Source organism: Hyalangium gracile, from assembly GCF_020103725.1.
GTDB lineage: Bacteria > Myxococcota > Myxococcia > Myxococcales > Myxococcaceae > Hyalangium > Hyalangium gracile.
This window is the reverse complement of sequence record NZ_JAHXBG010000022.1, coordinates 33,927-48,031: the sequence shown is the minus strand read 5'-3', so window position 1 is coordinate 48,031 and position 14,105 is coordinate 33,927. Positions and strand designations below refer to the sequence as shown.

Annotated in this window: 13 protein-coding genes; 10 read left to right on the top strand and 3 right to left on the bottom strand. The window is 69.5% G+C overall.

The window, feature by feature from the left end; all coding sequences use genetic code 11:
* Positions 1-11: 11 nt before the first annotated feature.
* Positions 12-1,571: a methyl-accepting chemotaxis protein gene (locus tag KY572_RS34470; RefSeq protein WP_224247926.1), complete on the bottom strand. Its 1,560-nt coding sequence runs from the start codon at positions 1,569-1,571 to the stop codon at positions 12-14.
* A 245-nt stretch (positions 1,572-1,816) separates the two neighbouring features.
* Between KY572_RS34470 and KY572_RS34465 the strand changes: the two genes are divergently transcribed.
* The 3 genes from KY572_RS34465 (at position 1,817) to KY572_RS34455 (ending at position 3,484) form a co-directional block, all read left to right on the top strand.
* Positions 1,817-2,185 carry an NADH-quinone oxidoreductase subunit A gene (locus tag KY572_RS34465; protein WP_224247925.1) on the top strand — a complete coding sequence of 123 codons (369 nt, stop codon included), beginning with the start codon at positions 1,817-1,819 and terminating at the stop codon, positions 2,183-2,185.
* 6 nt (positions 2,186-2,191) lie between these two features.
* Positions 2,192-2,758, top strand: coding sequence for an NADH-quinone oxidoreductase subunit B (locus KY572_RS34460; RefSeq protein WP_224247924.1), 567 nt, complete (start codon positions 2,192-2,194; stop codon positions 2,756-2,758).
* A gap of 216 nt (positions 2,759-2,974) precedes the next feature.
* Positions 2,975-3,484: a response regulator gene (locus KY572_RS34455; RefSeq protein WP_224247923.1), complete on the top strand. Its 510-nt coding sequence runs from the start codon at positions 2,975-2,977 to the stop codon at positions 3,482-3,484.
* A gap of 18 nt (positions 3,485-3,502) precedes the next feature.
* On the opposite strand, the gene KY572_RS34450 is transcribed toward KY572_RS34455, so the two are convergent.
* Positions 3,503-3,973: a PaaI family thioesterase gene (locus KY572_RS34450; RefSeq protein WP_224247922.1), complete on the bottom strand. Its 471-nt coding sequence runs from the start codon at positions 3,971-3,973 to the stop codon at positions 3,503-3,505.
* A gap of 26 nt (positions 3,974-3,999) precedes the next feature.
* Entirely contained in the window at positions 4,000-5,478 is a 1,479-nt protein-coding gene (locus tag KY572_RS34445; protein ID WP_224247921.1) for a sulfatase-like hydrolase/transferase, read from the bottom strand.
* Between the two features lie 727 nt (positions 5,479-6,205).
* Between KY572_RS34445 and KY572_RS34440 the strand changes: the two genes are divergently transcribed.
* The 7 genes from KY572_RS34440 (at position 6,206) to KY572_RS34410 (ending at position 14,084) form a co-directional block, all read left to right on the top strand.
* On the top strand, positions 6,206-7,480 hold the full coding sequence (locus KY572_RS34440; RefSeq protein ID WP_224247920.1) for an adenylate/guanylate cyclase domain-containing protein: 1,275 nt from the start codon (positions 6,206-6,208) through the stop codon (positions 7,478-7,480).
* A gap of 87 nt (positions 7,481-7,567) precedes the next feature.
* Entirely contained in the window at positions 7,568-7,987 is a 420-nt protein-coding gene (locus KY572_RS34435; RefSeq protein WP_224247919.1) for an archease, read from the top strand.
* Between the two features lie 164 nt (positions 7,988-8,151).
* Positions 8,152-8,670, top strand: coding sequence for an NADH-quinone oxidoreductase subunit C (locus KY572_RS34430; RefSeq protein WP_224247918.1), 519 nt, complete (start codon positions 8,152-8,154; stop codon positions 8,668-8,670).
* A 15-nt stretch (positions 8,671-8,685) separates the two neighbouring features.
* Positions 8,686-9,942 (top strand): NADH dehydrogenase (quinone) subunit D, encoded by a 1,257-nt coding sequence (nuoD, locus tag KY572_RS34425; protein ID WP_224247917.1) that lies wholly within the window; start codon positions 8,686-8,688, stop codon positions 9,940-9,942.
* The gene (locus KY572_RS34420) at positions 9,939-11,822 is read left to right on the top strand and encodes a 2Fe-2S iron-sulfur cluster-binding protein (RefSeq protein WP_224247916.1); all 1,884 of its coding nucleotides are present in this window, start codon (positions 9,939-9,941) and stop codon (positions 11,820-11,822) included. Before nuoD ends, KY572_RS34420 begins: the two co-directional genes overlap by 4 nt.
* Positions 11,823-13,319, top strand: coding sequence for a complex I subunit 1/NuoH family protein (locus KY572_RS34415; protein ID WP_224247915.1), 1,497 nt, complete (start codon positions 11,823-11,825; stop codon positions 13,317-13,319). It abuts the gene before it with no gap.
* Positions 13,320-13,355: 36 nt separating this feature from the next.
* Complete coding sequence (locus KY572_RS34410; RefSeq protein ID WP_224247914.1) at positions 13,356-14,084, top strand: NuoI/complex I 23 kDa subunit family protein; 729 nt, start codon at positions 13,356-13,358, stop codon at positions 14,082-14,084.
* The last annotated feature ends 21 nt before the right edge of the window (positions 14,085-14,105 follow it).

Sequence of the window (14,105 nt, the reverse complement as noted above, 5' to 3'; positions counted from 1 at the left end):
GCCAGGGGCGCTCAGTCGCGCGCCACCTTGAAGCGGCTGGTGACGGCGGTGAGCCCCTCGGCCACCGCCTGCAGATCCTGGGCGATGCGCGTGGTGCGGCCGGTGGCGTCCACGCCCTGCTTCACCAGCTCGGCCACGTTGCGCGCGCCCTGCACGGCCTGCTCGCTGGACTGGCGCTGCTGGCGCGTGGCGATGGTGATCTGCCGCGCCGCCTCGCTGGTGCCGCGCGCCAGCTCGACGATGCGCTCGAACACGGACGAGGCCTGCTCGGCCACCTCCACGCCGCGATCCGAGGTGGCCATGCCCACGCGCGCCTTGGTGGCGGCCTCCTCGCCCGAGTCCTGCACCTTCTCGACGATGCGGGCGATGTCCCGCGCCGAGCCCGACACGTTCTCGGCCAGCTTGCGCATCTCCGCGGCCACCAGCGAGAAGCCCCGCCCCACCTCGCCCGCCTTGGTGCCCTCGAGCGCCGCGTTGAGCGCCAGCAGGTCCGAGCGCTCCGCCACCTGGTTGATGACCTGGGCGATCTTCGACACCTGCTGCAGGTCCTGGTTCAGCCCGACGATGGCGTCCGCCACGCCCTTGGACTCGATGCGGATGTCGTTGATGCCGGCCACCACCTGCGCCACCACGGCCATCGCCTCGGCCACCGCCTCGTGCGTGCGGCGGGCGGAGGACTCCACCACCTCGGTGGAGCTGGAGATCTGCTCGGCGGTGCGGCTCAGCTCCTCGAAGGTGGCGGCGATCTGCTGCGCGTACGCCGCCTGCTGGCTGATGACGTGCTCCTGGTCCGCGGAGGCCCCCGTCAGCCCACGCGAGGCGCTGGAGAGCTGCTCGGTGCGCGACACCAGCTCCGCCACCGTGCCGCGCAGCGTGCCCAGCATCTCGCTGAAGCTCTGCGCCATCATCTTCACCTCGCCGGCCGCCTGGGTGACGTCCAGCTCGCTGCGGGACACGTCCCCCTTGGCCACGTCCTGCGCCGCTCGCGTCATCCGCGACACGGGCTCGGTGATGGCCCGGCCGATGAAGAAGGCCAGCACCAGGCCCACCAGCGCCGCGCCCGCGAAGACGAGCGCCCCCGGCGCCATGAAGGCTTGGACGTCTTGCCCCACGACGGAGGAGTTCAGGCCCATCACGTAGCTGCGCCCATTGGCCAGCGCGCAGCGCACCACGAGGACGTCCTTGTCCTCGTCCTTGTCCTTGATGAGCGCGTCCGCGCACCCCTCGGAGGCCCGGCTCGAGCTCAGCCCCGACGGCAGGGCGGCGCCGTGCTGGATGAGCGGGCTGCCGTTGGGCTCGAGCACCGCCTGGCTCACCACGTTGCCGCCCTTGTCCACCAGGGCGAACAGGTGCCTGAAGCGCTCCTGGCGCTCGGCCTCGGGCCCCTCGAGGATGGACGCCGTCTGCTCCTGGGCGAGCAGCCCCACGGCCTTGGCGCGCTCCCTCAACCGGTTCAGCCCGATCTCCCCCTGCTGCTTCGGGAAGTAGAAGCTGCTGAGGGCGGAAATGACGAGGGAGGGCACCAGCACCGCCAGCGCGACCTGCCACCGAAGACTGAGCCGACCCCACATGCCTTCTTCTCCCGGTACCTCGAGCGAAACGGATGCGACGGTAGGCCCCACGGGCGCAGAGCGTCAAACCCACAGTGCGCGCCCGGTCGCACTCTCTGCCGCCCGTCCGGGCACCGGCCGGGCAGCGCGGCGGAAGGGGCCGCGCGCGGGCTGGCTTTTCACTGTCATCTCAACGGTTTAGGCCTCGGCGAGGACGGACTTTCTCTTTGACAGCGCGCGGCGGGTCTTCCTATGGTCCGCCGCCGATGAGCACTCCCCTCGCTCCCTATCTGCCAATGGCCGTGGTGCTGCTGCTGTCGGGCATCCTGGCGCTGATCATCCCCACGCTCGCGGGCCTGCTCGGTCCCCGTCGGCCCAGCGCCGTGAAGTCGGCCACCTTCGAGGCCGGCTCCGAGTCGAGCGGTCTGGCGCGCCAGCGCTTCGCGGTGAAGTTCTACGTGGTGGCGCTGCTGTTCATCGTGTTCGACGTGGAAGCCGTGTTCCTGTACCCCTGGGCGGTGAACTTCCAGGCGCTCGGCTGGTTCGGCTACGCCGAGATGGTGGTTTTCGCGGCGACGCTGGTGGTGGGCCTTATCTACGTATGGAAGAAGGGCGCTCTCGAGTGGGAGCACTGAGGACACATGGCTTCTGAGATCGACAACGCTCCAGTCATTGCCACCCGCCGCGACGAGGCCATGGGCTTCTTCCAGCGGATGGTCTCCAAGGGCCTGGGGTGGGCCCGCAAGTACTCGCTGTTCACCTATCCGTTCGCCACCGCGTGCTGCGGCATGGAGTTCATGTCCGTGGCCGCCAGCCGCTACGACATCGCCCGCTTCGGCGCGGAGTTCCCCCGCTTCTCGCCCCGCCAGGCGGACATGCTCATGGTGGTGGGCACCATCAACCTGAAGCAGGCCCCCATCCTCAAGCGCGTGTACGAGCAGATGACCGAGCCCAAGTGGGTGGTCGCCTTCGGCGTGTGCGCCTCCTCCGGCGGCTTCTACGACAACTACGCGGTGCTCCAGGGCATCGACCGCATCATCCCGGTGGACGTCTACATCCCCGGCTGCCCGCCGCGCCCCGAGCAGGTGCTCGACGGCCTCATGCTGCTGCAGGACAAGATCGGCCGGCAGGTGCACCGCATCGCCGACAAGGGCGAGCCCAACCCCACCGCGGCCCAGCACAACCTGCTGGCCTCCATGAACAAGTAGCGCACATCTCCCGATACCGGGTGAGCCCAGGGCCCCGCGTACCTCCCCCATCGGAGGTGCCGGGGCCTTCGGTTTTTTACGGCCAGGAGCACCTGCCCCTTCGGCTCCGCCTCAATGTGGCCACTGCTGCACATTAGGAGTCTCCCTTATATTATAGAAATAATTTTCCAGTTCCCATGTCATGGGGGGGCCCCGACTTCCGGCCCAGGAGTCGACATGAGCAGCTCCGAGAGCACGAGACGCATTCTCGTCATTGATGACTCCGAAGCGATCCATCGGGACTTCCGGCGGATTCTCTGTCCACCGCGGCTCGACCGGAGCGCCGATCTCGATCTCATGGAAGAGGTGCTCTTCGGCGCGGCGCAGGCCATCAGCACTCCCGTCAGTCCGATGTTCGAGCTGGACTCGGCCTTCCAGGGCCAGGAGGCCATCGCCAAGGTGCAGCACGCCATGAACACGGGCCGCCCCTACTCGATGGTGTTCCTGGACTACCGGATGCCTCCCGGGTGGAACGGCATCCAGACGCTGCGACACCTGCGGAAGATCGCGCCCGAGCTCCGGGTGGTGCTCTGCTCCGCCTACTCCGACTACTCGTGGGAGGAAGTGCTCCAGGAGTTCGGGGACCTGCCGCAGCTGCGAGAGCTGCGCAAGCCGTTCAACGGCCATGAGCTACGCCGGCTGGCGCAGACCCTCACCCCCGACATGGCGCCCGCTCCGGCGGCCTGAGCGAGCCGTCGCGCCGGGCTACCAGCGGTGGTAGGCGGGGTGGCCCGGCTTCACGGCCACGAAGGTGCCCCGGCACAGGGCGGTCACCTTGCCGCCCGCCGTGAGCTTGCCTTCGATGACGGCCCGGTCCTCCTTCAGCTCCACGGGCCGGGCCTCCAGGCGCACCAGGCCCATGGGCGTGGGGCGCTTGAGCTGGATGCTGTAGTCGGCCGTCACCGTGCACGGCGGCGACTCCTGGCCGCTCTGCTTCATCAGGTGGTAGGCCGCCGTCCAGTTGCAGTGACAGTCCAGCAGCGAGCCGATGATTCCCCCGTTGAGCACTCCGGGGACGGCCTGGTGGTGCTCGGCGGGCGTCCACTCGGCGACCACGAGCTCTCCCTCCAGCAGGCTGCGGATGCGCAGGCCCTTCTCGTTGGCGGGGCCGCAGCCGAAGCAGGCGTTGTGGGGGGCGTAGCGCTCTTGAAGGCTCTGGGTGTTCGTCGTCGACATGGCGCCGCACCCTACTCCAGCCGGTGTCAGGGGGCGCGCGTCAGCACAGCGTCCAGCCAGGAAGACAACACGGCGGTCTGCTCGCACTCGCCGGAGCAGGCGCGCTGGACAGTGCCATCGGCCCGGGGGCGATCCACCAGCCACCGCTGCCCGTCGAAGGCGCCGCGATCCTTCTCGCGCACCATGGCCTCGTGCGCGGCGCCCTCCACCTCCACCACGCCATCCGGGCGGATGCGGTAGGTGTCGAAGCTCCGAGGGGCGCCCGGCCAGTGGCCCGCATCGAACACCTCCGGGCTCACGTGGGTGAAGCCCGTCTCGGCGTACAGCGGCGAGGGCAGGAAGGGCTCTCCGCGCAGCAGCGGCATCAGCGACACGCCGTCCACGTCGCCCGGCAGCGCCGGCAGCTCGAACCGCTCCAGCAGCGTGGGCCCGATGTCGATGAGGCGCACCAGCGTGTCCACCTGGGCGAGCTCGCGGCTCCATCCCGGGAGCTTCACCGCCAGCAGCACGCGGTTCTCCTCCTCCGAGAGCCGGGCGCCGTGCACGGAGGTGGCTCCGGCCAGCTCCGGCCGGTCCGCGTGGAAGCTCTCGCCATGGTCCGAGAGCACGAGGATGAGCGCATCGTCGTAGCGCCCGGACTTCCTCAGCGCGGCGAAGAGCTGGCCCACCTGCGCGTCCGCCTGCGCGAGCAGCTCGTCATAGAGGCCCTCCGCGCCCGAGCGGCTCCAGCTCCCGGCGCCTCCTGCGGCGCCCGGCACCACCGGGGAGAAGTGCATGCGCAGCCGGCGCTCGAGCGGCTCGGAGGGCGGCACGAAGCGCCGGTAGAAGGGATAGGTGGGGTCCCCCGGGAAGTGCGCCGCCGTGGCGTGGAAGGCGAACAGCGTGGGCCCCTGGCCCGCCTCGGAGACGAGCCGCTCGGAGAGCCGCTCCGCGTAGCCCACCGGATCATGGATGCCGGCCAGGGCGCGGTTGTCGATGAACTCGGGCAGCCACGCGGCGCCGAGCCGGTTGTCGGCGAACAGGCCCACGGCCCGGTAGCGCAGCTTCTCCAGCAGGAAGTTCACCGCGCCGCGGGGCGGCTGCAGGCGCGTGGTGAAGCCGGAGTCCGGCCCCTCGAAGTGGAAGCGCGAGCAGTCCGTGGCGAACACGGTGCGCCAGCCGGCCTCCGCGAAGCGCTGGGCGAAGGTGGGGGCGCTGACGTGGCGGGACTCGGCGGCCAGCGAGTAGCGCACGCCCGTGCGGTGCGGCCAGCGCGCGGTGAGCAGGGAGCGCCAGGCGGGCTCCGTCTGGGCGATGGGCGTGTACGCGCGGGTGAAGAGCGTGGCGTCCTCCGCCACGAAGCGATCGAGGTTCGGCGCCACCTCGCCGCTGCCTCCGAGCGCTCGGAGCCGATCCGGGCGGAACGCATCCACGCCGATGATGACGACGAGCGGGTGGTGCCGGCCTGTGTCCTTCCGGGCGAGGAACCATCCCCCGCGAGCACCGCCACCCCGCCCAGGGCCCACAGGGACAGGACCAGGGAGATGACGCGCTCCTTCTTGTACGCGCGCCAGAAGTACAGGCCCAGGTGGAGCGCGAGCCACAGCCCCAGGGCCACCCACGGGTGCCAGGGCTCTCCTCGGTCCACGAGCCAGCCCAGCACCGGCCGCAGCGCGGGCAGATCATCGAAGAGGGCGGGCCGGGTAATGGCGCGGTGCCACGCCAGCAGCGCCAGCAGCACGAGCCAGTGCGGCACCACCCACCGCACCGCCGTGGGCCCCCACACCCGGGCAAGCGCCCCCGCCACGAGCGCCAGCGCGGCGCCCCCCACCGCGTACACGAGGGCCACTCGGACGAGCAGGCCCGGCAGCAGGGGGCGGATGGCGCCCATCAGCGCCGCATAGGGGCCCTGCACGTCGATGCCCACGCCCACCACCCCGGCGCTGAGCAGCCGCTCCGTCTCCAGCCCGAAGAGCGCGAGCCCCAGCCCGGCGCCCAGCAGGACGAGGCGGAGCAACCAACGCAGGCGACTGGGAGCAGCGGGCGCGGACATGGCGACGCGCGGCCTCTACCCGAAAAACCTCCGCCCCGCCACGCCTGGCTGCCTACCTCACCCTACCCACCCGGTTACCTCCGAGAAACTTCCTGCGCTGGCAGGCGAGCCGGCCCTCGCTGCCAGTGAGGTGCACGGGCACGGGACCCATGCCAGAGTGTGCAACCGCGTTACACACAGAGCGTGGGGCAGCCCGGCGCATGAAGGAAGTCTCGGGACAGAGCACGGACGAGAGCCTGACGCGCGCGCTGGATGCGGAGCGCGTGCGCAACGCCGTGCGCCTGTCGTGGGTGCGCTTCCTGGCGGTGACGGCCATCTTCGGCATCACCCTCTACCTGGGCCTCCTGCGCGGGCTGGCCGACTGGGCCATCTACATCACGCCCTTCGCCGCGTACTGGGCGGCCACGGCCGTGGCGATGGTGGGCGTCTACCGCTCCCGGTGGCTGACGCAGTGGGCGGGGCTGATGCTGGCCGTGGTGGATGTGCCGGCGATCTTCTGGCTCCAGTCGCTGTCGCTGCCGCTGTCGCCGTCTCCGGGCGGCGTGGCGGGCTTCACGCTGGGCATCTACGTCACGCTGGTGCTCCTGTCGGCCCTGACGCTGCGCCGGCTGGTGACGGTGATCGTCACCGTGACGGCGTCGCTGGCGGAGGTGCGGCTGCAGGCGCTGGCGGACATCTCCGTCGGGGCGCAGATCACCGCGGTGGTGGTGCTGGCGGCGAGCGCGGGAGGAGCCTCGCAGCTGCTGGTGCGCATCCGCGCGCTGCTGACGGCGGTGACGCGCGAGGAGCTCAAGCGCGCCCGGCTCGGCCGCTACTTCTCCCCCGCCGTGGCCGAGCGCCTGCAGGATCTGGCCATCTCGAAGACGGTGGGAGAGCTGCGCGAGGTGACGGTGCTCTTCGCGGACATCCGGGACTTCACCGCCCTGAGCGAGCGGCTGCCGCCACAGCAGGTGGTGGCCATCCTCAACGAGTACTACGGGCGCATGGTGGAGGTGGTGTTCCGCCACGGCGGCACCCTGGACAAGTTCATCGGGGACGCGCTGATGGTGTACTTCGGCGCGCCCATCGCGGATGCGGCCCACGCCCGCCAGGGCGTGCAGTGCGCGCTGGACATGGTGCGCGAGCTGGAGGCCGTCAACGCCGAGCGCGAGGCTCGGGGCGAGCCGGGGCTGCGCATGGGCGTGGGCGTGCACACCGGCCCGGTGGTGCTGGGCAACATCGGCTCCGCCTCGCGGCGCATGGAGTACACGGCCATCGGAGACACGGTGAACCTGGCCAGCCGCATCGAGCGCCTCACCAAGACGGTGGGCACGCCCGTGCTCGTCTCCCGCGCCACGCACGAGCAGGCAGGCGAGGCCTTCCAGTGGCGCGAGGCCCCTGCCGCCATGGTGCCCGGAAAGAGCCTGCCCGTGGCCCTCTTCATCCCCGAGCCCCGTGGCGCCCTCCTGCCCGGCGACACCTCCGCCGCCGCCTGAGCCCCCGGCGAACGCTCTCCCTCTCATTGCCCCCACCCCCGCGCGGCCCCACCTTTGGTGATATCCCCCTACCCCGGGGAGGCCCCCATGGAGACGAGCCCCCAGTCGTTCGAGTCTCACCCCCCCGAGGTCCAGCTCCCCATCGAAGGCGCCGATCTCCCCGAGCTGTTCGAGGAGGCCGGGTACGCCCTGGCGGAAGTGCTGCTGGGCGAGGCGCCGTGGGACGTGCCGCTCGACGGGCAGGAGGAGCTGCTCACCCTGGAGTCCGCGGACACCCACTCCCTCATGGTGGACTGGCTCAACGCGCTGCTGGCGCGATGGGGGTCCACGGGCAAGGTCTACGCCTGGTTCCTGGTGGATGAGCTGTCCGAGCGCAGCCTGCGCGCGCGCATCCGGGGCTTCCAGCCGCTGATGCTCGAGTGGCCGGTGAAGTCGGCCACGTGCCACGGGCTGGAGATCCACGAGCACGAGGACGGCTTCCGCGCCACCCTCGCGCTCACCCTGTGAGTCATTCCCGCCGCTTCCACCGGTGCTGGCGTCCCAGGGGACCCACACTTCTAGCGCGCGTAAGTGCCCTACATGGTTGGGGGTTTTACGTTGACGCCCCGGGCCCTCGTCCCTATAAAGCCGCGGATTCTTCTGCCATTGGGGCCCCCTTGAGCACATTCGCGTTGGACAGGGTCTCCGCCCACCTCCCGGAGGCGGTCGCGGAGCGCTATGTCGACCGGGCTGGCGGCGCCTGGTCCGTCATCCATGCCCAGCACCTGCCGAAGGTGGTGGCGTATCTGAAGAACGACCCCGAGCTGAACTTCAAGCTCTTCGTCTCCATCGACGCGGTGGACCGGCTGCACCTGGCCGAGAACGATCCGCGCTTCGAGGTGGTCTACTTCCTCTACTCGCTCACGCGGCATGAGCACGTGCGCCTGAAGGTGCGCGTCACCGAGTCGAATCCCGAGGTGCCCTCGCTTGTTCCTCTCTTCAAGGGCGCCAACTGGTGGGAGCGCCTCACCTACGACTTCTACGGCATCAAGTTCGTAGGCCACCCGGATCTGCGCCGGATCCTCCTGTACGACGAGTTCCAGGGCCACCCGCTGCGCAAGGACTACGCCCTGCGCGACAGGCAGCCGCTGATCCCCGAGCGCCCCATCAAGGACATCTTCCGCGGCCCTGGCACCAGCGGCCTCTCCTGAGTTCGCGAGGACTTCATGTCGGACCCCTCCAAGCATCCGCAGCCCGCCGTTCCCAACCCGGACACCGACGCGTACGCCCATGAGTCGGAGCTGGAGGCCCACCTCCAGACCAAGCGGATGTACATCAACATGGGCCCCTCCCACCCGGCCATGCACGGCACCGTGCGCATGAAGGTGGAGCTGGAGGGAGAGACGATCGTCAAGGCGGACCCGGAGATCGGCTTCCTCCACCGAGGCTTCCAGAAGAGCTGCGAGAACGTCACGTGGACGCAGTGCCTGCCGTACACGGACCGGCTCAACTACAACTCGGCGATGATGAACAACTTCGGGTTCCTCAACGCCGTGGAGAAGCTCATCGGCCTGGAGATCCCCGAGCGCGCCAGGTTCATCCGCGTCATCGCCTCCGAGCTGCACCGCATGCACGATCACCTCACGTGCGTGGGCGCCACGGCGCTGGAGCTGGGTGGCTTCGCGCCGTTCCTCTACTCCATCGAGGGCCGTGAGCTCATCATGGACCGGGTGACGGAGCTGACGGGCGCCCGGCTCACCACCAGCTACGGCCGCGTGGGCGGGCTCAACCGCGATCTGCCCGAGGGGTGGATCCCCAAGACGATCAAGTCGCTGGACAAGATCCAGGAGCTCCTCGTGGAGGTCGAGGGGCTGCTGATGAAGAACCGCATCTTCGTGGACCGCATGAAGGGCACCGGCATCCTCTCGGCCGAGGACGCGCTGGACTTCGGCTACACCGGCCCGTGCCTGCGCGCCAGCGGCGTGGACTACGACATCCGCAAGGCGCGGCCCTACTGGGTCTATGATCAGCTGGACTTCGACGTGCCGGTGGGCGAGCACGGCGACAACTACGATCGCTACATCATGCGGCTGGAGGAGCTGAAGCAGTCCGACCGCATCATCCGCCAGGCGCTCCAGAAGCTGCCGGCGGGCCCCATCATCGTGGACGACTGGCGCATCGCGCTGCCGCCCAAGCCCGAGGTGTACGGCACCATCGAGGGCGTCATGTCGCACTTCAAGCTGGTGATGGAGGGCATCCCCGTGCCCCCGGGCGAGGTGTACGACAGCACCGAGGCGTCCAACGGCGAGCTGGGCTGGTACCTGGTGAGCGACGGCGGCGGCCGGCCCTACAAGGTCCACGTCCGCGCGCCGGGCTTCCCCATCCTCTCCGCCATCCCTCACATCATCGAGGGGAAGATGCTGGCGGACCTCATCCCCACCTTTGACATGATCAACATGATCGGCGGCGAGGTCGAGCAGTGAGCGACAACGACAACAAGAAGCCGACCGGTGACGCGCAGACGCCCCCCAAGGGCGCGCCCACGGACACCCCCGCGGCGAAGATCGGTCCCGAGCCCTCCAACCCTCCGGCGGGGCCCAAGGTGGACAACCCGCCGGTGGCGCACAGCAGCACCACGCCGCCCAAGCCGCCCCCGCCCGCCGGTGGGCCGCCCAAGCCGCCCCCGCCGAAGAACCCGGGCTTCGTCACCTGCACCGTGGACGGCCGGGAGGTGGTGGCCAAGCCGGGGACGAACATGATCGACGCGGCCAAGAGCGTCGGCGTGGAGATCCCCTTCTACTGCTACCACCCGCGGCTCTCGATCGCGGCCAACTGCCGCATCTGTCTCATCGAGGCCTCCAACGCGCCCAAGCTGGTGCCCGCCTGCCAGACGCCGCTCGCCGAGGGCCAGGTCATCAAGACCACCACGCCCAAGGTGAAGGAGCAGCAGCGCGCGGTGATGGAGTTCCTGCTGCTGAACCACCCGGTGGACTGCTCCATCTGCGACCAGGCCGGTGAGTGCAAGCTGCAGGACTACTACATGAAGTACGACTACCGCCCCTCGCGGCTCGAGGGCGGTAAGGCGCTGAAGAACAAGCGCAAGGTGCTCGGGCCCCACGTGGTGCTGGATCAGGAGCGCTGCATCATCTGCACCCGGTGCGTGCGCTTCATGAACGAGATCCCCAAGGAGCCGCAGCTGGGCGTGTTCGGCCGCGGCAGCCACGAGCGCATCGACGTCTTCCCGGGCAACGAGCTCAACAGCAACTACTCGCTCAACACCGTGGACGTGTGCCCGGTGGGCGCGCTGCTCAGCCGGGACTTCCGCTTCCGCGCCCGCGCGTGGTTCCTGTCCGCCACCCCGTCGGTGTGCACCGGCTGCTCGCGCGGCTGCAACATCTACGCGGACTGGATGTCCCAGGACACCTACCGCTACCGCCCGCGCGAGAACGAGCAGATCAACAAGAGCTGGATGTGCGATCAGGGCCGGCTCTCGTACAAGTACCTGAACCTGAACCGCGTGCTGAGCGCCTCGGTGGGCCGGCGCGCCACGCAGGCGGCCAACACCGCCCGTCCGGAGCTCTCCCGCGTGGAGGCCGCCAAGGCCGCCGCCCAGGCGCTCAAGCCGCTGGTGGGCAGCGCGCAGCTGGCGGTGCTGGCCTCGCCGGTGTGCTCCAACGAGGACCTGCTGGCGGGCCTGTCGTTCGCCAAGGGCACCCTGGGCGTGAAGGAAGTGTACGTGGGCGGCCGGGCTCCGGGCGCCGCGGACCACTACCTGATGACGGCGGACAAGAACCCCAACCGCAAGGGCCTGGAGCTCATCGCCAAGGGGCTGGGCCTGACGCTCAAGTCCTTCGAGGAGCTGGCGCCCGCGCTGCACTCGGGCAAGGTGAAGGCGCTGTACGCCATCGGCACCGAGGTGCCGGGCGACGCGGAGGCCTTCGCGCAGGCGGTGGCCAAGGCGGAGGTCTTCGTGGCGCAGGCGCTCAACGAGTCGCCCGTCACCGCGCAGGCCACGGTGCTGCTGCCGGCCGCGGCCCACATCGAGGACGAGGGCTCCTTCGTGCAGTTCGAGGGCATCATCCAGCGCTTCCGCAAGGCGTACCCCTCCAAGGGAGACGCGGTGCCGCACTGGCGCTGGGTGTCGGAGCTCAGCAAGGCCCTGGGTGGCGCGGCGGCGTGGAGCTCCGCGCGTGAGGTGTTCCGGGAGCTGGCCTCGCAGGTGGCCGAGCTCTCCACGTTCAACTGGGAGCAGTCTTCTCCGCCGGATCGCGAGAAGCCGGGCATCAACCCCATTCCCACTGGCGCCGACGGCCGTCCCCCGGGCTACCGCGAGTTCGGTACTCCCCGCGTGCGAGGAATCTAAATGAAGCGCGTCATCACAGTCCTCTTCGCCATCGGCTTCATCATCGCCCTGCTCGCGGGCGTGGTGCTGGCCTCCTACGCCGTGGGCGGGCTCGCGGAGAAGCACGGGTTCGCCGGCGCCAGCCGCCTGACGAACATCCTCTTCCTGATGCTCGTCTTCGTGATGATCATCGCCACGCTGCTCACGCTGGCCGAGCGCAAGTGGAGCGCGCTGATGCAGGATCGCATCGGCCCCAACCGCGCGCGCATCGCCCTGCCGGGCCTGAAGAACCGCTCGCTGGCGGGCCTGCCCTTCGTGGCGGCGGACTCCTTGAAGATGCTGACCAAGGAGGCCTTCCACCCGGAGAACGCCAACAAGTTCCTCTTCAACCTGGGCCCCATGCTGGCCTTCGCGCCGGTGTTCGCCCTGTTCGCCATCGTGCCGGCGGGCCCGAGCGTCACGCTGTGGGGCGCCAACGTGGACATGGTGGTGGCCACCCCGGACTTCGGCCTGCTCTACCTGTTCGCCATCGCCTCGCTGGCGGTGTACGGCACGGCGCTGGCGGGCTGGGCCTCCAACAACAAGTTCGCCCTGCTGGGCGGCGTGCGCGCCTCCTCGCAGATGATCTCCTACGAGGTGGCGCTGGGCCTGTCGCTGGTGGGCATCATGCTGGCGTTCTCCTCGGTGCAGCTGCCGGCCATCGTCGGCAACCTGGCGGCGGAGACGGGCGGCGAGTCCTCCGGCCAGGCGCGCTACCTGTGGCAGTGGACGGGCGGCGCCGCGGGCCAGGGCTTCGACTTCGGCCTGCCGGCCTGGGGCATCTTCCTGCAGCCGCTGGGCTTCATCCTCTTCTTCGCCGCGGCCTTCGCGGAGACCAAGCGCGCCCCGTTCGACGTGCCCGAGGGCGAGTCCGAGATCATCGGCTACTTCGTGGAGTACTCGGGCATGCAGTTCGGCCTCTTCATGATCTCCGAGTTCGTGGAGGTGGTGGTGCTCTCGGGCGTCACCGCGGCGCTCTTCTTCGGCGGCTACCACCTGCCCTTCGGCGGCGAGTGGGTGGCCAGCCAGCTCAAGGACTACCCGCTGGTGTACGCCACGCTGCTGGGCACCTTCTTCTGGATCAAGGTCCTGGTGCTCTGCTTCATCCAGCTGCTCATCCGCTGGACGTTCCCGCGCTTCCGCTACGACCAGATCCAGACGCTGGGCTGGAAGATGCTGCTGCCCGTGGGACTGGTGAACGTGTTCGTCAGCGGCGCGCTGGTGCTGTGGGATCCGACGCTGCGCTCGTTGGCGCTGTTCGGCATCCTGGAGATCGGCATCCTGGTGGCGCTCACGCTCTCTCGGAAGGAGAGCGGAGAGACGACCCACGGCCACGGGGACGGGCACGGGGCGCTGGGGCATGGACATGATCCCCACGGGCTGCCCGGCGCCGCGCACGGTCACGCGCTGCCCCACGGCCACGCGGCTTCTCACGCGGGCGGGCACGCGCCGGCGGCGCACGCGGGCTCCACGCATTAGGCATCAGTCTTTCGAGGAAGCGAGACAAGGACGGCCATGGCCTACAAGGCGACCCAAGATCCCCGCACGGATGTCCGCGAGCGGGCCTACCTCCCGGAGCTTCTCAAGGGCCTGGGCATCACCGCGCGTCACTTCTTCCGGAACCTCTTCGGAACGCGGGACACGAACACGCAGGTGATAGACCGCAAGGGCACCAGCCTCATCACCACCGTCGAGTACCCGGAGGAGAAGATCCCCTACCCTCCGGGCTACCGAGGGCTGCACCGCCTGGTGCCTCGAGATGACGGCAAGCCGCGCTGCGTGGCCTGCTACATGTGCGCGACGATCTGCCCGGCGCAGTGCATCTACATCGAGGCGGGCGAGTACGAGCACGACGCCAAGGATGGCGAGTCGCGCGTCATCGAGAAGTTCCCGACCCAGTTCGTCATCGACGAGCTGCGGTGCATCGTCTGCGGCCTGTGCGTGGAGGCGTGCCCCAAGGACGCCATCCGCATGGACACCTACGAGCACACCAAGCCCGAGTACAACCGGCAGGGCTTCGTCTACGACATCCCCAAGCTGCTGAAGGGCCCGGCGGTGTCGCACCCGTCGGATCCGTGGAACAAGCGCGAGGGCTCGGAGCAGCCGCACCACGTGCACAAGGAGGCCCACACGCGCATCGGCGAGGGCCTGGTGCAGCTCAAGACGCCGCACTCGGTGGGCCACGGCCACGAGCCGAAGAAGCTGGGCTCCGGCGAGTCCCAGAAGTCACACCCCACCAAGTAGCAACCAGCCTGACGTGCCTCC